General features: G+C 34.4%; 18 protein-coding genes. 14 read left to right on the forward strand and 4 right to left on the reverse strand.

Going from position 1 to position 25243, the window contains the following annotated elements:
* The first annotated feature begins 235 nt into the window (after positions 1 to 235).
* A complete protein-coding gene (locus UABHE_RS04620) occupies positions 236 to 883 on the forward strand; it encodes a hypothetical protein (protein WP_372369063.1) in 648 nt (215 codons plus the stop codon).
* Positions 884 to 897: 14 nt separating this feature from the next.
* Here the strand turns inward: UABHE_RS04620 and UABHE_RS04625 are convergent, their stop codons facing one another.
* Together UABHE_RS04625 and UABHE_RS04630 are read right to left on the reverse strand one after the other, a co-directional pair.
* Positions 898 to 1242: a hypothetical protein gene (locus UABHE_RS04625; protein ID WP_372369064.1), complete on the reverse strand. Its 345-nt coding sequence runs from the start codon at positions 1240 to 1242 to the stop codon at positions 898 to 900.
* Positions 1243 to 1325: 83 nt separating this feature from the next.
* Positions 1326 to 4205 carry a tetratricopeptide repeat protein gene (locus UABHE_RS04630; RefSeq protein WP_372369065.1) on the reverse strand — a complete coding sequence of 960 codons (2880 nt, stop codon included), beginning with the start codon at positions 4203 to 4205 and terminating at the stop codon, positions 1326 to 1328.
* Between the two features lie 562 nt (positions 4206 to 4767).
* Here UABHE_RS04630 and UABHE_RS04635 point away from each other — a divergent pair.
* From UABHE_RS04635 to UABHE_RS04650, 4 genes are all read left to right on the forward strand, one after another.
* The gene (locus UABHE_RS04635; protein WP_372369066.1) at positions 4768 to 8112 is read left to right on the forward strand and encodes a WD40 repeat domain-containing serine/threonine protein kinase; all 3345 of its coding nucleotides are present in this window, start codon (positions 4768 to 4770) and stop codon (positions 8110 to 8112) included.
* A 195-nt stretch (positions 8113 to 8307) separates the two neighbouring features.
* Complete coding sequence (locus UABHE_RS04640) at positions 8308 to 8895, forward strand: hypothetical protein (RefSeq protein ID WP_372369067.1); 588 nt, start codon at positions 8308 to 8310, stop codon at positions 8893 to 8895.
* 23 nt (positions 8896 to 8918) lie between these two features.
* Positions 8919 to 10268: an HU family DNA-binding protein gene (locus UABHE_RS04645; protein WP_372369068.1), complete on the forward strand. Its 1350-nt coding sequence runs from the start codon at positions 8919 to 8921 to the stop codon at positions 10266 to 10268.
* A 49-nt stretch (positions 10269 to 10317) separates the two neighbouring features.
* A complete protein-coding gene (locus tag UABHE_RS04650) occupies positions 10318 to 10989 on the forward strand; it encodes a metal-dependent transcriptional regulator (RefSeq protein ID WP_372369069.1) in 672 nt (223 codons plus the stop codon).
* 62 nt (positions 10990 to 11051) lie between these two features.
* Here UABHE_RS04650 and UABHE_RS04655 read toward each other — a convergent pair whose 3' ends face one another.
* Complete coding sequence (locus UABHE_RS04655; protein WP_372369070.1) at positions 11052 to 11927, reverse strand: lysophospholipid acyltransferase family protein; 876 nt, start codon at positions 11925 to 11927, stop codon at positions 11052 to 11054.
* Between the two features lie 223 nt (positions 11928 to 12150).
* Positions 12151 to 12414: a hypothetical protein gene (locus UABHE_RS04660; RefSeq protein ID WP_372369071.1), complete on the reverse strand. Its 264-nt coding sequence runs from the start codon at positions 12412 to 12414 to the stop codon at positions 12151 to 12153.
* A gap of 182 nt (positions 12415 to 12596) precedes the next feature.
* Between UABHE_RS04660 and UABHE_RS04665 the strand changes: the two genes are divergently transcribed.
* From UABHE_RS04665 to UABHE_RS04705, 9 genes are all read left to right on the forward strand, one after another.
* Entirely contained in the window at positions 12597 to 12983 is a 387-nt protein-coding gene (locus UABHE_RS04665) for a hypothetical protein (RefSeq protein WP_372369072.1), read from the forward strand.
* Positions 12980 to 14101 carry an NAD(P)/FAD-dependent oxidoreductase gene (locus UABHE_RS04670; protein WP_372369074.1) on the forward strand — a complete coding sequence of 374 codons (1122 nt, stop codon included), beginning with the start codon at positions 12980 to 12982 and terminating at the stop codon, positions 14099 to 14101. The genes UABHE_RS04665 and UABHE_RS04670 overlap by 4 nt, the downstream gene beginning before the upstream one ends.
* Before the next feature lie 55 nt (positions 14102 to 14156).
* Positions 14157 to 16427, forward strand: coding sequence for an FHA domain-containing protein (locus UABHE_RS04675; protein WP_372369075.1), 2271 nt, complete (start codon positions 14157 to 14159; stop codon positions 16425 to 16427).
* Positions 16428 to 16430: 3 nt separating this feature from the next.
* Positions 16431 to 18008, forward strand: coding sequence for a hypothetical protein (locus UABHE_RS04680; protein ID WP_372369076.1), 1578 nt, complete (start codon positions 16431 to 16433; stop codon positions 18006 to 18008).
* A 2-nt stretch (positions 18009 to 18010) separates the two neighbouring features.
* Positions 18011 to 18676 carry a hypothetical protein gene (locus UABHE_RS04685; protein WP_372369077.1) on the forward strand — a complete coding sequence of 222 codons (666 nt, stop codon included), beginning with the start codon at positions 18011 to 18013 and terminating at the stop codon, positions 18674 to 18676.
* Between the two features lie 7 nt (positions 18677 to 18683).
* A complete protein-coding gene (locus UABHE_RS04690) occupies positions 18684 to 19970 on the forward strand; it encodes a lipopolysaccharide kinase InaA family protein (RefSeq protein ID WP_372369078.1) in 1287 nt (428 codons plus the stop codon).
* Positions 19939 to 20502, forward strand: a complete 564-nt coding sequence (locus tag UABHE_RS04695; RefSeq protein WP_372369079.1) for a cob(I)yrinic acid a,c-diamide adenosyltransferase — start codon at positions 19939 to 19941, stop codon at positions 20500 to 20502. The genes UABHE_RS04690 and UABHE_RS04695 overlap by 32 nt, the downstream gene beginning before the upstream one ends.
* Positions 20499 to 20882, forward strand: coding sequence for an NFACT RNA binding domain-containing protein (locus tag UABHE_RS04700; RefSeq protein WP_372369080.1), 384 nt, complete (start codon positions 20499 to 20501; stop codon positions 20880 to 20882). Before UABHE_RS04695 ends, UABHE_RS04700 begins: the two co-directional genes overlap by 4 nt.
* A 248-nt stretch (positions 20883 to 21130) precedes the next feature.
* Complete coding sequence (locus tag UABHE_RS04705) at positions 21131 to 24949, forward strand: DUF4062 domain-containing protein (protein ID WP_372369081.1); 3819 nt, start codon at positions 21131 to 21133, stop codon at positions 24947 to 24949.
* The last annotated feature ends 294 nt before the right edge of the window (positions 24950 to 25243 follow it).

A 25243-nucleotide genomic window follows, 5' to 3' on the forward strand; every position in this document is an offset into this window, starting at 1 on the left:
CAATAAAATCTAAGAATGACAAGGTAATTTTGTATTTGCGCGAGTATTTTGTGTGTTGTGAAATTTTGAACATTGGTGGTAGAATAAGTTTTCATCTAGGACGCTGAATAGTTTTATCTAAGTTTCATGATGACACGCTCTAAATATTTACAGTTTAAAATAACTTTGTTATAATCTTTAGAATATTACTAAATATTATGGTGCATTAAATGGAATTTTTAAGTTGAGAAAAAAGATGAACTTAAGTAAAAATGTATACTTTTTTATACTACTGAACATTTTTCCTTTGTTACTTGCAGAGCCTATTACCGTTTTGAATGCTGGATTTGAAAATAATGTTTTGGGAGATGGAGCCTTCGTAACTTTTGCTGATGACTGGATTTTGTCTAATATTGAAGGTGGAGATGGTCTTGCAGGAAGTTTTAATCCTAATTCATCGCAACTGACAAACGAAGCTCTAGAGGGAAATAATATTGGATTTAGTAATGGGCAAGATTTTTCTCAAGTTCTTAGTGATGTATTAATTGCCAATACTGCTTATACTCTTACTGTTGGTGTTGGAGATCGAGCAGACACCGCTTTCCCTGGTTATAGAATTCAATTTTTGGCAGGTGGAACAGTTCTTGCGGAGGACAACAATACACAAGCAAGTGTTAACGATGGTTTTATAACATCTACGGTCGAGTTTATTGCACTAGTAGGGGATGCAAATCTTGGGGAGGCTTTAGAAATTAGGCTTATTAATCCAGGAGGAGCACAACTGAATTTTGATAATGTACAGTTAAATGCAACTGCAATTGCAGTTCCTGAACCGTCAATCTATGTTCTTTTATTGCTTTTTTGTTGTTTGGGTTTTTTACGAAAAAACTCTTTTAAGAGTTAGAGCTTGTCACCAGCTCAAAACTTATTTTCTATTAATTTCCAAAGAGGCGCTTCTAAAGCAATTACACTAAGAACCATAAATGAAAACATTATTATCGTAGCAATGAGCACCGCAAAATGTTCTTTAAGAGTTGTTAACTTACAAAAAATTATTGGTAAAAATGAGAGAAATAAAACAATAGCGCTAAACCTGAAATCGCCGATGCGTAGTAACGTCGTCGTAGCTACTGGCAGTTCTATTCCACAATCTTTGTAAATACCAAATAGTTGTTCTATTCTTCCGTAGTAACTAACAATAAAACCTATTCCAAAAATAAAATGAATATATGTAAATATTTTGATTATTTTGTTCTTGAACATAATGTTTTCCCTACAATACTTTATTTGTAAACTTCGACCCTAAACAATTTCAGGATCGAAGTTTATTTTGAATTACAAGTTATCTATTTTGGAAAAGGTACGCCACGTTTTTGATATGCAGCGAGTATTTGTTGTGCCCGCTCTTTTTGTCCGACTGCTGTATAAAACCAGTAGCTATCAAGCAAAGCGTGAACGCTTGTTGCATTTAAAATGGTATTTACTTCTTCGAAAGCATTGCGTAGTTGCGAATTTTTCAAATTTTGCAGCATGCTTTTGGCTTGTTGCTCACCAGACGTAGATAATAAAACCCAATACAGCACTTTTGTGGACTCGGGAAAAGAAACGGTATTTTTCTTTATGAGTTTTATTGCTTGTTTAAAATGAGCGTTTTGTACAATAGTTTGTTTGAATTGTGGATAATTGCGTAATGCTGTAGCGATTAAATATTCGTGCCCAACATCTTTTCCATATTTACCTATCTGGCCCTTGTAGGTTTTGTTTTGCATTAACACCACGTGTGTTTGCAATAGTAGACTACTGACTAGGTTGCGGTGAGCTCTTGTAGATGGAAATTTCTTGTAAAGATCTTGGGCTACTTTTAATGTTTGCGCTACGTTGGTATTGGTGCCACATTGCGCTAGAACAAAATCGTAATAAAGATGATAGGCTCCCGCGATTGCAATTGTTGTCGGATTTTTGGATTTAGTTGCCAAGCCATTGTAGTAGTTAGCTTCTTGTTGAAAAAAGCTTATAAACTGCGTTAGATTTTCTCCCCCATAATTTTTTTGCGGAAGATATTTTTGAATGCTACGTAGTTGCGTAAGTAATCCATGCATAGACTCATGGTCTTGTAGTAGAAAATAAAAAGCCGCTGCTTTTGAGTAGGTATCTATTTTTTCAGGAGCAAGAACCATGCTTTTTTTCATGTAAGACATGGCTTTTTTAAATGTCTCATTGTTGTGTAGTTGTTTTAGTATCTGTTGTTTTGAGCTTTTATTTTTGTAAAAAAAACGAAGAATCGAATCAGAAAGAAAAGACTGAAATAGTTTTAAGTCTATGCGTGAACCAATCACATCGCAAATGGATTTCTCTAAAAGATAGATATATGCATTGCGAATAATAATACTATCATTCGGAGACAAAGACACTGCTTCATCTAACAAACGCGCGGCATTATTAATGTGTTTAGGATTACCTTCTATGCCAAATAAAGAATAGTGTGCGAGTGCTTCGTTGTTTAGTGTTGCCGATGTTTTATGTTGTTTTTGATAAGAAGTAATTGCTTTTTGTAGATATTTTTGTGCGTTTGCGTTATCACCTTCTTTAAGGGCTTTGTTACCAAGTGCACTGTTGAGTAGCGCAGAGTTATTTGCATCTTCTTGATTAGTTTTCTTCAACCAAGAAATTTTTTCTTCATTATCAAGACTAGACAGAGCACAAATTTGTGCGGCGTACATTTTGTCTTCCTCTTTAGTTGAAGAATTGTAAGCTTCCTTTGCTAACTTATGTGCCTCGGTGCTATCTCCTAGTTCGCGATATATTTCTGCAAGTTCTAAGGATTTTACAGTTTGTCCTTTGTTTTGCTTTAGGAATTCTGCAAATTGTTTCTTTCCTTGTTCTTTTTTGCCCATCCAGTAGTACACTTGTCCAAGAGTAAGTTGATAACGATCACTTCCCCCAGCAACACTTTGAATTGATAGAAATAATGCTTCGACTTTTTGAAGTTGTTTTTCGCGTTCTTTTTCGTTTTGCTGTGTTCTTGCTAGGTATAATTTTACAAGACCTAAGTCCATCGCTACATTTACAATACGCGCTGCTTCACGATATTCTTCGAGTTTCGCTTTTACATTTTTGTCTTCTTTTAAATGCTTTTGAATATAGTCCATGTAAATTTTTCGCATCTTCTCTTCAGAAGTTGTACGATCATAGCGATAAGTTCTATCCATTATATTGATAGCGTCTTGGCGAGATCTCTGCCATACTCTTTCATATTCACTTTCAATACGCTTTAGACTTTTGATCCCCTTTTCTACGTAAGGAACAAGAAGTGCATCGGACATCTTTAGGTTGCCTTGTTGTGCGTAAATTTGCCCTAAGATTCGCGCACCTTCGTATTTGATAAGTTTGGTACCATGCGGTTCTAAGATTTTCTGGCAATCTTTCCAACGTTGTTGTTGTTCGTAAAGTACCGCTAAATCAGATGCGTAACTTACTTTCCCAGGATGTTGTTTCACAATAGATTCTAATAAACTTTGGCGAAGTTTAGCATCTTGTTTTTTATTACCTATTTTGTAAGTAAGATTATACAATTTATAACTTCCAAGAGCATCTGTTTGCGCACTTTTTTCTATAACTTTCATTGTTTGTACAAGGAGATTCTTATTACTTTGTGTATAATTTTGATTCACAAAAACAGTCACTATTTTTGTGGCATCTTTGATTGAACTTTTATCCAAATTATTTATGTGGTTGTCTATTTCTACTTGTCCTTGTTGCGCATAAGATGTATAGCTACGAGCTACTAATATATAATGATATAATGCTTCAGCAGTGTTGTTTTGTTCTTGAAATTGTTGTGCTTTCGCTAAATTTTGTTGAGCTCTATACTCCGGTGAGTTTGTATATTCCGACCAAATACCAGTAGCAATTAAGGAAGTTATACCTAGTAAGAGAAAATAATTCCAGCCTCTGGCAAAACGAGAAAGTGGCTCGCGGCCAAGAAAAATCCATCCTCCATTTTGTGCATCGAGAACACGGTAAGCGCGGAAAGCTAACACTGGTATAAAAAGAATAGCCAAGCAGTATGTTTTTAGGTAAGCGCCTGTTTCAGCATGATAATCTCTTTTCCCATAAACATTAGTACCAATGCCATTGACCATGTACATGGTAGGGGCTTTTTGGGTTGGTTGTATGTTCGGAAATATTTCTTGTATATCGATTTGTTCGTTTTGTTCGTTTTGCAAAATCAACTCCTTTTAATTTGCATTTGTAATAAGCGACACACGTGTTATTTATTTGTTTTTGTATTTGTTTTTATATTTGTTGTTCCTTGGCTATAAAGCTATAGCTACCCGCTTTACTAAAAGGAAAGAGATGACTCTAAATTGAGCTAAGGCACTTAATTATGATAATCTTAATTGATGAATATGAAAAAAAATGTAGAATTAAAGCGTGTCGATATTTAAGTTTTTATATAATATAGGATATTTTAAGGAATAGTTAATTTTTTGAGGGTTGTATTCTAAGAGCCTGTTATAAAATTATTTTAAGGCGCAAAATTGCTACTTTTAAATTCTGATTTCATTCTTTTTAGTGTAAAATAATAATTTTACACTAAAAAGAATGGCTTGTTTAGAAGTTGATTTTGTAACAGGTTCTTAGTGATCTGACAAAAGTAGAAGTTAAGAGAACAAAATGTTAACCGGTAGATACTTTTGCTAGGTCTTAGTAAAAAATAACTAATCACAAGCTAAGTATAAACTATTTTTTTTACAAATGCTTTAATTTTTTAATTCGCGAGATAATATGGATTTTGATACTTTTTTTGAGAAGTACTATAGTGAAAAATTTGATGTAGCAACAATGAAAAAGTGTAAAGAGCATCAACTCCATTTACGTATGCAGAATTGTCATATACGACTTATTGATGCTTTTGCCAAAATGCAGTTGCTTTCCTCTGCACAGTTGGAAATAGTTGAGCAGAAATACCAAGAATATCTGAGGCAACAAAAAATAAAACAACAAAAATCGACAGATAATTCTTTGGTAGATGATATAAGTTCTAGAGGAAATTGTCCGTCGGGAACAAAACAACAAAAATCGACAGATAATTCTTTGATGGATGATATAAGTTCTAGAGTATATGGGAAAAATTGTCTATTAGAGAAAGGCTTTGGTCGTTATAAAATAATAGAAGAACTTGGGCGGGGAGGAATGGGGGTTGTCTACCGCGTTTGCGACCCTAAACTCAATCGAGAAGTGGCGCTAAAGATTATGTTGTCGCAAGATGAAAAACATTTGCGACGCTTTACTCAGGAAGCGCAAACGATTGCGCGTTTGGATCATCCTAATATTATTCAAATTTTTGAAGTAGGCGAGAAACCACAGCATTATTTCACTATGGAGTATATTTGTGGAATTACTTTGAATCAGTACATTGTGAAGAATGAGCTCAACGAGAAAAAAATTGTTGAGATGTTTATAAAAATAGCGAAAGCTTTAGAAATGGCGCATGGACAGAATATTATTCATCGTGATTTAAAACCTGAAAATATAATGCTTACATCAGAAGGTGAACCAAAAGTTATGGATTTTGGTTTAGCTAAGATAAAGCATAATACTGCTTCTTTGTCGAAAAACTTTGTCGGGACGCCTGCATACGCTTCGCCAGAACAAATACAAGAAATAAATATCGATGCAAGAAGTGATATTTATTCTTTAGGAGCAACTTTGTACGAAGCTCTTACAAAACGGCGCGTTTTTCAAGGGCAAAATACTGTAAACATTATGTACCAAGCAATAAATAGTGAACCTATTGCTTTGCGAGCCTTAAACCCTGATATATCTATGGATTTAGAAGCTATATGTCTCAAGTGTTTGCAAAAATCTCCGAAAAGACGATATACTGACATAAGTTTATTTGCGCAAGACATGAAAAACTTCTTAGCGCATCGCCCTATCATAGCGAAACCGCCTTCCATGTGGCAAGGAATCCAAAAACTTATACAGCGCAATTTGCTTTTAACAACAACAATATCAGTTGCGGCCATGATTATTGTAGGTTTATTTGTTTTTTTTACCATTAAATTAACTAACAAACAGCTAGAGTTACAGCAACAAGAAGCGGTTCTCGATACTCAAAAGAAAGAGCTTGTTACAAAAGAAATATCATTGCAAAACGAAAAGAAAAAATCACGAGAAGGATTTTATCCTTACGTTATTGCTTTAAGTGATGTTTATATCGAAAAAAACGATATTGCTGTTGCAAATCGCTTGTTGAAGTCTGAATATTATTGCCCTCCTAGAATGCGCGATTGGGAGTGGTACTGGCTTACATTTAAGATTCGTAATCAAGTTTTAGACAAAAGACTAGGTTCCAAAATAAAGCGATTTGTTATTACACCAGATAAAAAATCACTGATAACTCTAACCAAAAAAAGAATAGTCTCTCGCAACTTTCTTTTTAAGAAAGAGAGAGAAGTAAAGGAGGCCGCTGAATATGGAATTGTAGATAAAAATGGTAGCTTTTTATTGACAACAAATAAAAATATTCTTACTTTATGGAATTTGCAAAATTTTCAAAAAATAAGGACAAAAAAACTAAAACATAATATTGGTGCTTTAGATATAAACTATCAAGATAATGTTATTGCTATAGCAATGCTCGAGAAATTGATTTTTTTGTCTTTTCCGAAACTAGAATTTCTTTATCAAATAAGTGAAATATCGCAACATTCAGATTGCTTGGATTTCCACCCTAATAAAAACCTTTTGGCTTATACTGGTAAATTTGAACATCTGCACCGTTTTGACTTCGATAGAAAAAAACATTTACCTAAACTAAAACATCCAGGGCATTTATATACTTGTCGATTTAGTCACTCGGGAGATCTCCTTGTTTCCGCAGGAGACAACCATGATATTCGTTTATGGAACTCTGAGGAGCTTGAAGAGCTTGAAAAACCTATAGGATGGTATGAATATGATTCCGTCCAGGGACCTCATCGAAAAATATTAAAATTAGGACATACTGGAATTATCCGCGCTTGCGCTTTTTCTTCCGATGACAGATATCTAGTTACGGCAAGTGATGATAAAACTTTAAAGCTTTGGGATTTAGAAGTTCGAAACTTGCCTGGATTTTCAGAATCTAAGACGTTACAATCAAGGTCACTACTCAATACTTTTCGTGGACATATTGGTGTCGTATATGACTGCGAATTTGTAGATAATGATCGCTATATTATCTCTTCAAGCGGTGATGAACAACTTCATAAATGGGATACGACAAAAACAATGCCTTTTTCGATAGATATAGGCAGTGGTATTGAAGATATTGATATTGCAGGCAATTTAATGATTTTTGTTTCGCGTAATAGGATAACTTATTTATGGGATCTTAAAAAAAAGAGAATCTTAGCAAAGATACCGAATATGAATAGATTAAAATTTTGTAAATTCTTTATAAAAAACGACAAACAAAAGTTTTTAATTTCTAATGATAAAGGTGTTATTCTTGTTTACGATGTGCAAACACAGCGCCAGGAAAAACAACTTTACATACAAGATGAAATAGCTGATTTACAAGTAGATTTTCAGTATAAAAAGCTAGTCGCTGTTGGTAAAAAAGCTACTTATATATATGACTTACAAACTTTAGAAACACTACACGTTTTTCGCAAAAAAAGATTTTCGAACGTAATGTTTAGCCGCGATGGAAAATGGCTATTTGCTTGCTATAAAAAAAAGTGTTATGTTTTTTCTGCTGATACTTATAAGCAAAGCCATGTGATTGATCTCCTTCTTGGAAAAAGTATTAGCTGCATTTCTATAAGTCCTGATGGTGATACATTGGCTTTTGGTATGTCAAATCACTATATTTATTTATATGACATAGCCACTCGAAAACAATTGGCTTTACTCAACGGACATAATGGTAGTATCACAGACATTTCTTTTAACAAAAGTGGAACGCGGATTATTTCAGGTTCCAAAGACTGTAGTATACGCGTGTGGAATTGGCATGGAGATCAAATTCTTGTGCTTAATGAGCATACAGGCTATGTAACGGCGTGCAAATTTACGAAAGGCAATTCTTTTGTCTCTGCTGGGATAGATGGGCATATTATGATTTGGGAAAACGATTACTAAGAAATTGTGAAAAATTACGATGGCATCTTTCACTACAACAAAACACAAGCAAAATTGTGTGAATACTTTTGTCAGGCCATGTAGTTAATAGTTGACAGTTTTTATGAACTGTGATAGCATATTTTCAAGCGTATATAAAAAACTTTAGGGTGTACTACAAATATATTAAAACATCTATATTTTGGCGGCATAATTATGGATAGAATGAAACTAGGAAATTCCTTAGTCAATGCGAAAAAAATAACAAAAGAAGCTCTCAAAACAGCTCTATCAATGCACGAAAAAATTGGCGGAGATTTTGCGCCACTATTAGTGAAACTCGGCTATATTTCGGATAAAGAACTTACGACAACATTAGCAAAACTAGAAGGTGTCCACAGCATTGATATTTCTTCCCTAGTAATACCAGCAATATTAGTACGCGAAATTCCGCGTAGTGTAATAGAACAACACAATGTAATGCCTATTAGTAAAAAAGATGGTCAAATTACACTTGCAATTTCAGATGTGAATAACTTTGAAGCTATTGAGTCCATTCAGTTTCTAACAAATTGTCGCGTAGAGCCTGTTTTGGCCTCTAAGGAAGCTATTCGCAAAGCAATTATCCAATTTTATAACTCCGAAGAAAATAGAAAATTCTCTTCTTCCGATGGAATAACAGCTTATTTAGACGGTTCAGCAGAAAAATTTAAGGTATTGCAAAAAGCTGTTATTGAACTATTATTGGAAAAGAAAATTATATCAGAGTCAGAGTTAATCAACAAAATAGACAACATAAAATAGCATGTCAAGAGGAGTGAATGTAAATGGATATTATTGTCAAAAAAGACATACTTGATGAACTCCAGTCGCAAGGTTTTTGTCATAGCTCAGAAGAAGCGGATAAGCTTCTAACTTCCGTTAGCAATAACATTGCCAAAGTTATACAGAAAAATAAGAGTGTTAATATTGAGGAATTTGGTTGCTTTTATACAGGAAAAACTCCTCCTAAAGAATCCTTTCCTATTGAAAATTTAGTAGACAATGTTGTTAGTGACACGGGTATTACAAAGGTAAGAGCTAGTAGTGCTGTATCCAATTTATTCCACTTTGTGAAAGACTGTATTTTAAAAGGTTTAGAGATTCAGTTAATTGATTTTGCCTCTTTCCGATTGGTAGAAAAAAAAGCCCAAATTATAAAAAACCCTCGAACGGGGCGAAAAACAATAGTTCCTACGAAAAAAGTGCTTAAATTCCAACCGGAAAAGTCTCTAATTAAAAAAGTAAAAAAGAATGTAAAGTTTGCACCAGAAAAGGCTTTTGAAGAACATATCTCTCGTTTAAGAACAGCTGCTGTGCTTTTAGTCTTACCACAAAGAGATTTCTTTGTTAAAACATTGGAGTATCACTTTGATAAGGCTGGCTGGAAAACCTATATGGCGCAAACTGTAGAAGAAGCAGAAAGCCTTGTAAATGAAGGACACACTTATCTCGTAATTTTAGACACTGCGATTGAAAATCATCAATCACTTTGCGAGTCAATAAAATGTCGTAGACATGGTAGATTGATACCTCTCATTACTCTTTTTCCTAAAAGTATAGATTTAGCAAACTCCGAAAATTTGCGTATTTGCGGCGACGAAGAAGTTGTGCAGCCTTTTGAAATTCGTCATCTTTTAACACTTTCAGATACGGTTTTGAGAAGATCTACGGAGGAAGAAGCTATATTTGACCAAGAAGTTCTCATGCAATTTGCTACGCACGACGAACATATAGAGAAATCAAATAAATTAGCGCAAAAACTTTTTACCATTTCAGGATTATCATCAGAAGAACAAATTACTATGGCTGCTGCTTTTCGCGAGGCTGTAGGAAATGGGGCGCAACACGGAAATAAGCACAAAAGCGCGGCGATGATGGAAGTTCTTTATATTTTAGATAAGAAAAAAATTACTCTTGTGGTAACAGATAGTGGACCAGGTTTTGACTGGCAAAGTTATCTTGAAATTGGAAGACAAGGTGATGTTGTTGGTCGAGCGCGGCAACGTTATCAAGAAGGACGAATTGGTGGTTTAGGAATAATGTTGATGTTAAAATGTGTTGATAAAATAGAGTATAACGACAAAGGAAACGTGTTAACTTTAACAAAGAATTTGAACAAAGAAGATTCCAAGTAATAAAAACTCTACTTACAATAAATCAAAAACCACAACCACTAAACCGAGCATGAGTAAAAACAGTCCTTTTATAAAAGAATCGTATGGCGACTACCTAAAAGCAATATACATTATAGCATTAGACCAAAACCCCGTTTCCACTTCTTCTCTAGCAAAGGAAATGAAAGTGTCTAATGCATCCGCTTCTGATATGGTTAGACGTTTGAGTAAAGAAGGCTATGTGGATCACTTACCATATAAAGGCGTTTCTCTAACTGAAAAAGGAGAGAAAATTGCTTTAAGTTTGTTGAGAAGACATAGATTATGGGAAGTATTTCTTAATAATACTTTGAAAATACCGTCGGAAAACGTTCATCAGTACGCAGAACTTTTGGAACATGTTACTGACTCTTCTCTCGAAGAGTATCTCGACGCATTTCTTGGTTATCCTGAGAAAGACCCACATGGGTGTCCTATACCAAGTAAAGATGGGAAAATCGTACGCGTTCCTCAGTGTAGATTGAGTGAATTGAAGCAAGGGCAAAAAGCCGAAATTATTCAGTTTCGCGAAGAAGATCCTGTTTTACTAAAATATTTGTATGATGTTGGAATTGACTTAGGGACAATTGTTGAAGTTGAAGACAAAGTTAATTATGACAATTCCTCACAATTGCGAATAGGAAGTAAATCTATTTGTCTTGGTGAAAAAATTACAACGACTTTAATTGTCAAATTATTATAGTGAAGAGCCGCGTTCTATTCGACATCATCTTCATGGGGATAATGTCGAATAGTTAGATCAACTTATTTTTCGTTCACAGCTGCATATTCTACTTCTGCAGACACTTCATTTTCTGCTAAATCTTTATTACCTTCTACCGTATCTTCGATATCTTCTTTTTCTGTATGTACCATTGTCGGAGTTGGTATGTAGTCGACTAGGCGATATTTTGCTTCCCACTTAGTATATAACCTTTGGACATATTCAGCATACTCCTGAGGATCTTTAAAACCGTCTGGGTATATAGGATTAAAAACATAACAATGGGCATTTTTGTTTACAGCTTTTATTAAGTTTAACAAATGCCTCACCAGGCCATAATCTCCCCACTCAAAACAATTTTCAGCTTCGTATTGTAAATAAACTGGAAGTATTGGAATATTGGTACTCATAGAGATATCAAAAGCACCATATTTAAAAGGACGTAAGTGTTTTCCAAGGCATCCTCCTTCGGGATAAATCAGAACATTCTTACCTTGTTTCGCTGCTTCTCGGCATGCTTCTTTTGAAGCGTGTCTTGATCCTTTATCTCCGCGTTTAACGAAAATGGTACCGGCAGAATCAGCAATTTTCCCCAATAAAAACCACTTACGAACATCTTCTTTAGCTAAAGGATATACAGGAAATATTGCATTTAGCAGTAATATATCGTAGCCAGAAGGGTGATTTGAAATAAGGATATATTGTTTGGGTAGTTTGGATTGGAATTTTTCATGGATATGAGGACTACGCCCGATTAGGTGAATAAAGCTTGAGCATACTAATCTAAATAAACGTCGAATAAAATATTTGTTGATTGATTTAGGAAGTAAAGCGCACAAAAAGGTAATGCTTGTAATAATAATTGCATCTAATAAACAAAAAATAAAACGCAAAATTTTAAAGAGTAGATAGAACATCGGCAGTCCCATTCCTAATAAAAAAATGATTTACATCTTGTTATTCTCGACTTTATCCTTTTATTTTACTGGATTTGAATAACCATGCAAAGTGCCTTTTTAAAATGGCAGTGCAATATTAATATTGCACTGCGCGTTTTTAACTTGAAATTCTATTTCTTTTTTCTATAAACATCGAATTTGCATTTCATAATGATAACTAGGTAACGTTAAGTCGTTTAAGTCAATCAAAAACAATTACACAATCTTGTGCGAATGTTTCTCTTATTATTCTCTGTTGTTCTTCATCAATAGGATTTCCTACTAATATTAGTTTTTTTAGAGAACGTAAATGTTCTAGTCCCTTAGGTAAACCTGTTATTGATTGTAACTTAAGTCGAGAAATTCTAAAGAGGCATCTGAAATATACAACGAAGTGAAAAGTACAACCATTGTAGGTGGTATTATTTTCTATTTTTTGTAAACTCTGTTTATTTACTATTTTCAAAAGATTTTCCTCAAACAATGCCGACGCATTTCAGGAACGATAATAAGAATAATAATATATTGTAGCTACATTTTACAAATGTATAGAGTACTTTCGTCTAGCGCCAGCAAAGATATTTGTTTATAATAACTTGAATATTGCTTTATAAGCGTTTTGCCATTTGGCACACAGAAAGGACTGTTGTGAGTAAACAAAAATCAAAAGGAAGTAAATTTTCTTTTTACCTTGAAGCAATGGGTTGTTTTGTCTTTTTTCTGCTATTACTTGTAGGTTTTCTTTTTTTAGCAAAAAAAATGTATAAAATTTATACCGCGACCTCGATTGAAAAAGAATCGGGAGATATAGAAGAAAATATTAAACCACAAGAGGATACAAAAGAAGAGAACAAACAACAAAGGTCTAAAAACAGCCATTTGTCTGATGCTTTTATCGATTTGATAAAAAAAGCTAAGACTAAGGAACGAGTGTATGCTCTGCTCGATAATGCCAGTCAATTACCTTTGACAAAAGAGGAAAAAGAGTGGATAAATTCATTTGGAGAAATACGTCTTAAAGAACTACAAAAATGAAAAAAACGTATGTTGATACTTTCATCATTGGTGGCGGAATTATTGGCCTATCTTGTGCTCTAGAAGAACTATCTAGAAAAAAAACAGTTTGTTTATTGGACCAAAATAAAATTGGGAAAAACAATGCTTCATGGGCTGCTGCAGGAACAATGGTTGTAAGGGACGTAAAGAAATTTTATTCACCATTGAGAAGACTATACGTTGATTCTGTAAAAATGATGCCGCAGTGGTTAAAGTTTATGGAGCAAAATTCTGGTATTAGCATTCCTTTTACCAAGGGGGGTTGCTACTATATTTTTGATTTTTCTCAGCCAGAGGGGGAGAAGGAACACAAAATACTTTTTTCGCAAATTAACCGCGAAATGGCACGCGATTATGTTGAAATGGAACGGCCGCCTTTTTTGGAAGAATTTTTACCGAAAAATTGTAAAACAGTTTATTTTCCGAATGAATATTACGTGGATAATCGTGCACTTTTGAAAGCGATAGTGAAAACATGTACTTCTTTAGGATTGAAGACACGAGAAGAATCTATACAAAATATTGAAGATGATAATGGAGAAGTGCAAATATTCCTTGAAAACGAGGTTATTTATGCAAAACACTGTATTATTACCGCTGGGGCTTGGTGTAGTGATATATTAAAGTATTTTAATTACAAAATAGATTTAATTCCAGTAAAAGGACAAATGGTTACGATTCCAAAGTTTCATAGTTCTAAAGCAATGACATTTTTTCACAGAGATGTTTATACTGTTCCAAGAGGTGACTTTCTTCTTGTAGGATCTACCCAAGAAAAAGGTGTTTGGGAAGAGGACTTTAATGATTTTGGTTATGAATATTTACGAAGTACTTTACACAAGTACATGCCAAGTGTAAAATTTGAGGTTATCGAAAGGTGGGCAGGTGTACGTTCTATTATAAAAGATCGGTACCCAGTAATGGGATTTATAAATACGAACAAATCGGTGATTGTGTCCACAGCACACTATAAAGTTGGATTTGCAGTTGCCCCACTTTGTGCAAAGTGTATTTCGCAATTAATCGCAGAAGAAGATCTTACTTTCAATTTGGATACATTTGATCCACTACGCGAAAAAGTTTTGCACTCTCTCTAGTGTAAAGTAATACCTAAATAATTGAAAGTAAAGAAAACAAACCACAGGAGATAAGATGGCTCAATTACATATCGATGGCAAAGATGAAGCATACAATATTGAAGATAAACCTATTATTGTTGGACGCTCCTCAAAATGCGATATAACAATGAGTGATAGTCATTTTTCACGCCATCATTTTGAAGTAGGGAAAAGTGGTGATAAATATTATATAAAAGATTTAAACTCTTTTAATGGAACACTACTCAACGAAAAAAAGATCACTGAGCATGTTATAGAAGATAGTGATATTATAACTGTAGGGAAAATGCGCTTTATTTTTAGTACTGACAAACAAAATAAAAATCAGCTGCCCCGCGCTTTTGTTTTGATAGGTAAGCCGAAACAGTGGCAGCAAAAAATACCATTGAAACTAGGAAAAAATACTATTGGTCGTAAGAAACACAATGATATTCATTTAAATGATGACCAAGCATCATCTGCGCATGCTGAAATTTATGTTGATGAAGGTGGTTATAAACTACAAGATCTTGGAAGCCGTAACGGTACAATTGTCAATCAGAAACGTCTTCAACCCAAGAAGATTTATAAGATTCAACATGGCGATATGTTACAAATAGGAACAAATTTTTGTCTACTGCAGGTACCGAATTACAAGAAAGTAAGTAAAGAAAAGAAAGCCAAAAAATCGCAGGTACTAATACCTATTGTTTTCAGTACAATTTTTGTATCTCTTTTTGCAGCTGTGTATTTCTTACACAGTAGTTTACAAGACAATTCGTTTATAACAGGTAACCTTGTTGATAATTTTTCTTTTGAAGAAGATAGTGGTTGGAATTACAAATTTGCACAGCGTTTGTTGAAGGAAAAGGATGCAAAAACAGGAAAATACTATCTAAATTTAAAGAAAGCAGATGAAATAGAGTACTGGGAGTCTATTGCTATTGAGTACGGAAAAAACTATCGTGTAAGCTGTTGGTTGCGTTACCAAGTATTGGGAAAGATTGCGATTAAAGTCTCGTGGAAATGTGAAAATGAAGCTTCATATATTATCGAAACATACACGCCGTTTTTAAATGGAAATATTGCAAAATGGGAAGAACTTTTTGAAGTAATTGTTCCGCCACCGTATGCTAAAAGCTTTAACATTTCAGTCATTGTTCGCGGTAAAGTGACTAACGTAGATATTGACCATCTTACAGTTATCGCAGTCGATGAATCTCCACAAATTCCTGATGAAAAAATAGTGGAAGATGTCTATAACAAAATCACGATGGATGCCACAGGAAATGTCAATGTATTTCGTAAAAACAAGTTCGTATTTGGTAGTGCACATTTTAAAATCTGGCAACAAGATAAAATTATTTTACACCAAACGTTTAGTAACGGGGACACTTCAAAAGAGAATAGTAAACTTTTTTGGAAGGGGAAAGAAAAGATTCATGTTGGTTATGAAATAGTTGAAGATGGCATTAAAATTTCTTATGCTCTTCCGAAAGAAATAGATTTAGATGAGAAACAAATACAGTGCTCTTTTCATATATCAACGGCATATGCTTCCGAAATGCAGGTGATAAAAAATACAGAAGTATTTTTAGCAAATATCGATAATTTTTCTAAGCAAGAAGATGTAAGGCAAATAGTTTGGCAAGAGCAGCAACTTGGTTTTCTTTATTCGCAAGCCGGCATCGCTTCTATTGAAAATGTAGGAAATGCCTTAGTTCTTACACAGCGTTTTAATAATTTACAAAATCATAATTTCGTTGTGAAAGTAAAAACTAACTACGAAAAAGATCGTGAAAAATTATTGGAACTTCGAGGGTTAGCAAAAGAATACGAACAACAACAATTATTTGGTAAAGCGTATACTAGTTATCGAAATATGTTGGGAAACTTTTTTGTTTATGAATATAAAATTTCTCCCCAAGGTGAGATTGAGCGGATTGTCAAATTGTTCGAAAAAGATCAAAAACAAGCGCGGCTTCTTTTAGAGGAAGCACAGTTCTTTAAACAAAGTAGTAAGTTCGATACATGCATCTCTTTTTGCCAAGGAATATACAGCAAATGGCAAGAAATGTATACCATCGCTGAACTTGATAAAATTCTAGCGCTTGCAAAAGCAGAAAAAGAAGATCTACGCTTGCAAAAAAAACAATATTTTGTTGAAAATTTAATGACTAGAGCGGAAAATTTTGCAGTAAACGAACAATCATACCTTGCCATTTTATGTTATAAACAAGTATTAGCCTACACACAAGATTTACAATTGCAAAATGATATAAACAGTCAAATAACTAAATTAGAAAAAAAAGCTGCAGGAGAATAATCTATGTCTGAAAATTTAGGTGTAGGTATACAAGTGTCAGATAGTTGTTTACGTATTGTTAAAATGAAAACTTCTGAGAAAAGTACATCTTTGAACAATGCTTGTGAATTTGAATTGCCTATTTCCCAAAATGATAAATTTTCGGAAGAAACCGCAAGTAAGTTCTGCGATTTCTTGGTAGATAAAAATATAAAAATATCGAGCGCTGTCGTCGGAATTTCAGGCGAAAATATAAATATTCGTTATATTAAAATACCACCTGGATGTCCCCAAGAAAGAATTCATCATTTAGTTGAAATGGAAGTAGAGCAAATCTCCGAAAAATCGCAAACAAGTTTGAGCTATGATTTTACTGTTGTGAATATACCACAAAAGAATCCGGTTGCGGTTATCGTTTTAGTACGCAATAGTTTTCTTGATTTGTTGAGTGATTTTTTGCGAAAGGCAAAAATTAAGATTGATTTTTTTGTACCTTGTGCACTTGGTTTGTACCAATTTTTTTTGAAATACAACGATATAGATTCAGAAAAAAAATATGGTATAGTTGATATAGATAAACATAGTTTAAATTTAGTAGTTGTAAATTTTAACGAACTGTATTTCATGAGAAATTTGAATATCAACGAAGAAGAGAATTTCGAAAACAAAGATGATTACAAGCTCGTTGAAATTGATTTAACAAGCGATGATCACGAAATTGAAGAAACGGTAAGTACACCCTCTCCTATTTCTGGTCGTGAGATACCTAATCTTGTGGAAGCCTCTATTAAATTTGCAGCGCTGCAAACAGGGATTGTTAACTTACAAGTAGAGCAATTGCTTCTTTCTGGAGAAAGAAGTAATGAACGCATGTTGCGTGATATGTTGCTGAAGAAAGTAGGTTGTCCTGTTAGTTATTTAAATTCTAAGTCATTATTGACTCACAATTTACCAGGAGCAAGTGGCCCATTTTTCCAGAAATTCTCGCAGAATTTTTTTATTGCCATTGGTTTAGCAAAAATTCATGCTCATAAAAAAGATTCTCTTATACAAATTATCAGTGAGCGCAAAAAAACAATTGAAAAATTGATACGAGAAAAATTATTTGTATATGCTTCAATAGCTCTGACATTAATTTTTGTGTGTTTTTCAACTCTTTATGTTGTGACAACTGAGAATTACTATGAAAATATTTACAAAAATATGAGTAAACGCTATAGTACGTATCAAAATCGCGAGAAAAAAATCCAAAATGCATTGCAAAAAAGCGCTACTTTTAGTAAACAATTTACTCTACTTGATAATTATGTTGTAAGTAATCGCCATTTTTTTGAAATTATGGACTTTGTACATTCCCAAATACCTGAAAGTATGTATCTTACGGAAGTAAATTTTAACACAGGTTACGCTACTTTATCTACTGTACGTATCGAGGGGGTTATTGAAGAATCTTTGATTGATGTATATAGTATACTCGATGATTTTCGAACTAAATTGAAGAAAATAGCTATTGTGAAAACAATAAAAGACAAAGATCCACGTTTAAATGAAGAAGAAGGCAAATTATCTTTTGAGTTAGAAATTACTTTAATAGGAAAGTAGACATGGTAATTGAAGAGGTGGCTTACAAATATTATACACAATTAACTGAAGGGAAAAAAACAGTAACTCGTAGCCGCGGTGGCGGATTAGTAATAGTAGAAAAAGAGCGAATTATCAAAGTTTTCTCTCCTAAGAAAAAAGGACTTTATTTTTATCAATTTATTGAGAACGTAACAAAATTACAAAAATTAAACGTACCGATCATGGAGCTAATGGGAACTTACCATGTTGAAGGAACTCCTATTTTTTATATGATATACAAACCGCTTGTAGGTGTAACTTTGCGGGATCATCTCAAGCAATCACCTGAAGATTGCGAAATAATAAAAGAACTCGCCTCTTTTTTTGCTCATATTCACAAATTAGGAATTTATTTTCGTGCAGTACATTTTGGAAATATTATTGTTCTGCCCGAAGGTGGATTTGGTTTAATTGATTTTGGTAATATGATTATTCGTAATAAGTCATTAAATCCTTGGTTTCGCGCGCGAAATTTCCGCCTTTTTACTCGAAAAAACTACCAACAAGATTTCGCTCAAATTGCAAAGTTTGGTGTAAAATCTTTTATGGAGGAGTATTTACAAGAATGCCGATACTCATGGGGAAGAAAACAGGTTTTTTATATGTGGCTACGTATGTATTGTAATAAATTTAATGCTTTTTTATAGGTAAAGAATGTCTGACACTATTACTTTGCAAAACTCAAAAGAATCTTTGGTATGTGGAGAGTGTTTACGAAATGTGCCTGGTAAAAGATCTATATATAAGGGAAAGTATCAAGAGCAAGAAGTGATTATAAAGGTTTTTTTTGGAAAAATTAATGCTAAAAGAAGAATGCATCGCGAGTTAGCGGGAATAAAAGAATTAGATAAACGCAAGATCACAACACCACTTTTGTTGTTTTCGGGAAAAACTTTGCAAGGTAATTGGTGTATTATTACAAAATATATATCTTTCGCAGAGAATGCTTCTGATTTATGGACGCAATCACCAACTATCGAAAGTAAGAAACAAATACTGCAAAAAATTATTGCTGTCCTTGCAGAACATCATCGACAAAAAATCCAACAAATGGATCTACATATCGGTAATTTTTTAATTTCAGAAAATGATGTATTTACATTAGATCCAGCGCAAATAAAATTTCAATATTTTACAGTTAGTCGAGCAGCATGTTTAAAAAATTTGGCGATTCTCGCTGCTCAATATTCTGAAATTTCGCCTTATTATTTTCTCAAAGTGTATGCTCGTTGTCGTCAGTGGTCTATTGATTGCACATTAAAAAAAAATTTTTGTCGCGAAACGACGAGAATATCACGAAAACGTATAAAAAAAATTCTTCGCAAATACTTGCGCAAAAACACGCGGCATTATGAAGTAGTTGAAAAAAATTTGCACGCAATTGTTGATAAAACACTATGCGAATACGATGAAATAATAGATTTTATAAATAAAATTTCGCAGGTAGATAAAGAAATATTTTATTACAATAAACAGCAAGTTTCAGTAACGCGTTTTTCTAACAAATCGCAAGCTCTAAAAAACTGGTGTAACTCCCATCATTTACAGTTGCTCAATTTCGAACATCCCACACCGTTAGCTTATGTTAAAACACATAACTACAGTTATGTTGTATCCGAACATATTTCCTATGAAAAATTTTATAATTATCTTGAGAATAGTAAAGTCGAAGATAAAATTCGAACTACTGTTGTCCGTAAAGCAATTAAATTTTTGGACATTATTTCTCAAAAAAAAATAATTCACCAAGATATATACAATAACTTAGTTGCTAACGACGAAGCCGTTTTTTTTTCTAATGTAGAAAATATAATTTTCTATAACGAAGATATGTTTACTCAAATCTACCAATCTTTTTATAAGCAAATTTGTCGCTCAAAGTATTTTTATTTTTTCGAGAGAGAACAACATGCCGAAAATAACAAAGGTATACACTCGTAAAGGAGACGATGGAACAACTTCTTTAGGAGGTGGACAACGCATTCAAAAACATGCGCTACGCATTGAAACATATGGAACAGTTGATGAACTAAATTCGTTTATTGGTCTAGCGATAAGCACTACTAACGTTGACAAAAATAAACAACGACTAGGTGAAATTCAAAATGAGCTTTTTCATCTAGGTTGCGATTTGTGTATTTTAGAAGAAGACAAGGAAAAAATGCCTGTACCAAGCGTTGAACAAAAACATATTGATAAACTAGAATTGTGGATGGATGAAATGAATGAAGAGCTAGCACCTTTGCAAAATTTTATCTTGCCAGGTGGAGCTTTAGCTGCTTCTTATTTACATGTTGCGCGCACTGTTTGCCGCCGGAGTGAGCGCTTATTATCAAAACTTTGTAAAGAGGAATCCGTGGGAAAATGTACACTGCAATATTTAAATCGTTTATCAGATTTATTATTTGTTATGAGTCGTTATGAAAATAAACAAAATAATATCGAAGAACCATATTGGGATAGCAAGGCATGAAAGCACAAGATGACTATCGCATAGATGAAATAGAGATTGACAGTTATAAAGTACATATTGGACGAGACGCAAAAAGCAATGATTATTTGAGTCTTCGTTTTGCACGCGCCAACGACTACTGGTTTCATGTCAAAGGAATGCCTAGTGCGCACGTTGTTTTGGCGTGCCATGATAATTTGCCAGAAAAAAGTACTGTAAAAAAAATAGCGGCTATTACTGCTTACTATTCAAAGCAAAAAAATGCTGGCAAAGTAGCGATTATCTACACAATGGCAAAGTATGTAAGCAAGAGTCGCGGTGCAAAACCAGGTAGTGTTGTAGTAAAAAAAGAAACATTGGTTATGGTAAAACCTGCTTCTCCTGAATCTTTTTTTCTGTAAAAAATTATGAATTGGCACTTAAGCAAGTCGCAAAAAGTTTTTAAGAGTACGCAGCTTGTCTTTGAGTATCATAGCGGCGTTGAGCCTTCGGTTACATAGCTACAGTTATGTGCCTCTCAGGCTCTCCTTGCTCTGACACTCAAATTCTACGCTGACTCGAAACGTGCTCAAAAACTTTTTGCGACTCACTTAAGATAAGTTTCTGTTCGCACAATTTTCCAACACACTTTTAAATATAGGAATAACAAATGCATATTTGGACCACCTTAAAATTTTTTATTAGTTCTACTTTTAAAGATATGGAACTGGAACGCGATCATCTGGCTATTATTTTTCAAAAGCTACAACAGAAAATTTTTGAACGACGGTTACATATTATTCCTTACGATTTGAGGTGGAGAGAAAAACACCACAGCGATCTTGTAAATTGGTGTATCGATATGGTACTAGAGTGCCAATATTTTGTAGGAATCCTGGGTTATCGTTATGGGTGGCGCCCTGGAAAAGACGCGAATGGCAATCTAAATAGTGCGCAAATTTCTATTACTGAAATGGAAATAAAGAAGGCTTTAGAAACGATTCCTAAACATCGCCGTTTTTTTTGTTTTGGTGATGTAGCTCAATACGATGAGAGTCTTGTCGCGAGTGAAAACGAACAAGATAGAGATTCTCTAGAACGATTAAAACAAGATTTAGAACTGTGCCAAGAAAGAATATTTTATTACACAAATCCCAATGAACTTTTAGAAATTATTGCTAACAATATTGAAAAAATTATAGATGAAGAGTACCCTCCAGGTGTCAAAGTTGAATTACAATCTTATAGCAAAGAAGATGCTTTAAAAGAGATCATCGAAGAAAAACGTCGCGGTTTTGTTGGCCAAGAACAACACTTACAAAGATTGACGCAGTTTGCTTGCGATAAATCTAAAGAAAATGTTTTGGCAATCGAAGCTGTAGCAGGTACCGGGAAATCCGCATTATTAGCTCAGTTTATCCATTCGTGGCAAGGCCCAGAACCGATTATTGCTCACTATATGAGTATGGCCGGTGACAGCCGATCTGTAAGAGGTGTAACAGTTAGTCTCGCGCAGCAGCTTCATAAATTAGGATTTATTGATGATTTATCCGGTATCGATATGACAGAACAAATTCATCAAGTCCTGCAGACGACATCGCAGCGAATTGTTATTGCTATCGATGGTATTGATGAAATGAACGAAGAAGGCCACGATTTGTTGTGGATTCCTCAAAATTTAAGTGAAAATGTTCGATTAGTGTTAACAACACGCCCTACCTCTGTGTGGCCGAGAATTCAAACATATTTATCACCACAAGTTCTTTCTCTTCCTCCTCTAAATGAGGATAGTATACGTCTTATTATTCGTCACTATCAACAAGAACAACAAAGTTCTATAACGATAGAAGAAGAAAATATTCTTGTTGATAGAGCATGCGGGAGCCCTCTATTTTTAAAGGTCGCTTTGGACGAAATGAGTGCAGGTGGAATAGCTGTCGGGCAATTGGCAGAAACCGTGGAGTCTTTGTTTTTTCAGATTCTTAACCGGTTAGAAGATACTTATAGTAAAGATGTGATATCCTGTTATTTGGGATTAATAGCTGCTAGTCGCAGCGGGCTTACTGAAGTTGAATTGCGAGATATACTACTTTGCGACTTTGGTACAGGGGATGACCTTCTTGTTATTTTGCAAAATGACTTAGCTAATTTTGTTATTCAGCGCGAAAAACTATTGGCTTTTTTCCATCCTGAATTTGAACGCTCTGTTAAAATGTGGCTGGGAAAAAACAACTTGCGAAATTATCATTTGCGTTTAGCTAAATATTTTAAAGAACAAGGGTTTGATTACGAACGTTCTCTTACTGAGATTGCTTATCAGATGCAGTGGGGAGAAGATTACTCTTCGTTGCTCAAATTATTTGCAAACATTGATTTTCTAGAGAAAAAATGTAATGCAAACATGTTAAGTGATTTACGCAACGATCTAGAATTTGCTACAACTTCTATTACCGTACCTTTGCCCCAGGATTTAGAAATAGAGATATTTGATGATGTTGCTATTAAAAAAGATAGTTTAGTACTAATAAGTAGTATCATTGATTTAGATCTTCATTTTTTAGTTCGACATCCACAATGCCTAATTCAATCACTGTGGAATCATGGATACTGGTACGATGCTCCTGAAAGCCGTCTTTACTACAAAGAAAAAAAGCCAGCAGCGGTAGCACATTTTTATAAGCTTGTTGATTATTTGCGAAAACAAAAAGCGGAAAGTGGAGAGTGGACGTGGATTCAAAGTTTATCTCCTCTTCCTGAAACTCTAAATGCCGCAACAATTAAAATTTTTCGTGGTCATGAAGATATCGTAACTAGTGTTGCGACCAATAAAGAACAAAGTGTTGTTATTTCGGGATCTTGGGACCAGACTTTGAATATTTGGAATGTTGCTTCTGGACGTCGTTTGATGTCTCTAAAAGGCCATGAAGGATATATTTCTAGTGTATCTTTTTGCCATCCGCAAAAAATTGTCTCTGCATCAGGAGATAAAACTTTACGTATTTGGAATGTACAAAATGGCAACTGCGTGAAGACGCTAAGTGGTCACACTAAGGAAATAGCTTGTGTGAGTAGCAATGAAAATGGCCAACTGATAGTTTCTGGTGCTAAAGACAAAACAGTTCGCGTTTGGAATAGCAAAACAGGAGAGTGCTTACATGTTTTAGAGGGGCACACAAAAACAGTAAATGGAGTTTTTGTGTCTAACGATGAAAAACTTGCGGTCTCTGCCTCTTGGGATAACACTATTCGAATGTGGTGCACAAAAAGCGGTAAGTGTCTTCGCGTTTTTGAAGGCCATGAACGCGATGTAAAAAGTGTGTGTATGGACAAAGATAATCGTTTGCTGTTTTCAGCTTCGCGCGATTACACTGCTCGAATATGGGATATTGAAAGTGGCGAATGTTTGCAAGTTCTATCTCATAAAAGTACTGTATTTACTATTTCATGTGATGATAAAGGCGAATATGTCGCGACAGGTGTTTTTGGAACCATCCGAGTATGGGAAACTAAAAGTGGTAGGTGCGTAAAGAAATTTGAAGGACACGAAAGTGCCATTTTTGGTTTGCACATGACTGGCGATGGCCAAAAAATTATCTCAGGTTCAAGTGATAAGACCATCCGTTTATGGGATGCAAACTGCGAATCCCAAATTTCTTTTCCGATAGGACACTCCGATAATATTCAAACGGCATCTTTTAGTCATTGTAACAGATTACTTCTTACATCGTCCAAAGACACGGATATTCATATGTGGGATGTTACAAACGGACGAAAAATAAAAACAATAGCAACAGATGAATATATTCGTTTTGCACACTACACAACGAATGATAAAGCTATTTATTTTGGTGGTAATTCAAAAAATATCACTTTTTATAACCTAGAAAATCAAAATATTGAGGCTACACTAAAAGACCATAAAAAGATCGTTTTGTGTGCAAAAATTAGTAGAGACAATCGCTTTCTTGTTTCTGGAGACCGCGGACGTAATGTTTATTTGTGGGATGTAGTTGAGCAAAAATGTATACAGCAGTGGAAAGAACATGAACACGATGTTCGTAGTGTGGATATTAGTGAAGATAATCGTTACGTTGTATCAGGAGCTGAAGATCGAACTATCCATGTTTGGGATGTAGAGCAGCAAAAATTAGTGGCGGTTTTGCACGGGCATAAAAACGGAGTAACAAGCGTGGCGTTTGTAAAAGATAAAATTATTTCAGCGTCTCGCGATAATACGATCCGTTATTGGGATCATAGAACACAAAGCTGCTTGAAAATAATAGAAGGAAATTGTAATGTCGAGCAGTTTTTTTATTCGAACAGTTGTTATGTAACAACGCAGGAGTTAGAAACAACTTGCCAAAACAACTCCCATGAAAAAATTGCTTTCTTCCCTTCATTTGTACGCAATTCGTTCATGACACCAAATGGTTACATTTGTGGTTATGGTGGCTCTTACACTTATTTCCTGAGATTGTGGAATGGTTAAAGTGTTTTTATTTTAATACCTGCGCTAGAATACGATCTCGTTCCATGATAGGAATGAGATCGATAGATTTTTCTAGGACGTGTCATCATTCAAAATATTGTGTTTTTTCGAGCCCGAGCCCGTTTGCGAAACTTTCACTAACAATTTATCAAAGAAGCAAAGTTTCTTTTTCCATCGCAAAAAACTAGTATTGAACCAATAAATCACTTTCTGTCGCTCTCAAAAAGTTTTCGGGCGCGGGCTCGCAAACGGGCTCGGGCTCAATACTACTGGCGTATCATTAAATGAATCCGT

The organism is Candidatus Uabimicrobium helgolandensis (genome assembly GCF_041508025.1).
GTDB classification, from domain to species: domain Bacteria; phylum Planctomycetota; class Uabimicrobiia; order Uabimicrobiales; family Uabimicrobiaceae; genus Uabimicrobium; species Uabimicrobium helgolandensis.

Bases quoted from the DNA above. Each gene is read 5' to 3' on its own strand.
- UABHE_RS04645 (WP_372369068.1), top strand. From the start codon at position 8,919: ATGGATATTATTGTCAAAAAAGACATACTTGATGAACTCCAGTCGCAA.
- UABHE_RS04680 (WP_372369076.1), top strand. From the start codon at position 16,431: ATGTCTGAAAATTTAGGTGTAGGTATACAAGTGTCAGATAGTTGTTTA.
- UABHE_RS04695 (WP_372369079.1), top strand. From the start codon at position 19,939: ATGCCGAAAATAACAAAGGTATACACTCGTAAAGGAGACGATGGAACA.
- UABHE_RS04700 (WP_372369080.1), top strand. From the start codon at position 20,499: ATGAAAGCACAAGATGACTATCGCATAGATGAAATAGAGATTGACAGT.
- UABHE_RS04640 (WP_372369067.1), top strand. From the start codon at position 8,308: ATGGATAGAATGAAACTAGGAAATTCCTTAGTCAATGCGAAAAAAATA.
- UABHE_RS04650 (WP_372369069.1), top strand. From the start codon at position 10,318: ATGAGTAAAAACAGTCCTTTTATAAAAGAATCGTATGGCGACTACCTA.
- UABHE_RS04655 (WP_372369070.1), bottom strand. From the start codon at position 11,927: ATGTTCTATCTACTCTTTAAAATTTTGCGTTTTATTTTTTGTTTATTA.
- UABHE_RS04685 (WP_372369077.1), top strand. From the start codon at position 18,011: ATGGTAATTGAAGAGGTGGCTTACAAATATTATACACAATTAACTGAA.
- UABHE_RS04620 (WP_372369063.1), top strand. From the start codon at position 236: ATGAACTTAAGTAAAAATGTATACTTTTTTATACTACTGAACATTTTT.
- UABHE_RS04625 (WP_372369064.1), bottom strand. From the start codon at position 1,242: ATGTTCAAGAACAAAATAATCAAAATATTTACATATATTCATTTTATT.
- UABHE_RS04690 (WP_372369078.1), top strand. From the start codon at position 18,684: ATGTCTGACACTATTACTTTGCAAAACTCAAAAGAATCTTTGGTATGT.
- UABHE_RS04705 (WP_372369081.1), top strand. From the start codon at position 21,131: ATGCATATTTGGACCACCTTAAAATTTTTTATTAGTTCTACTTTTAAA.
- UABHE_RS04635 (WP_372369066.1), top strand. From the start codon at position 4,768: ATGGATTTTGATACTTTTTTTGAGAAGTACTATAGTGAAAAATTTGAT.
- UABHE_RS04670 (WP_372369074.1), top strand. From the start codon at position 12,980: ATGAAAAAAACGTATGTTGATACTTTCATCATTGGTGGCGGAATTATT.
- UABHE_RS04675 (WP_372369075.1), top strand. From the start codon at position 14,157: ATGGCTCAATTACATATCGATGGCAAAGATGAAGCATACAATATTGAA.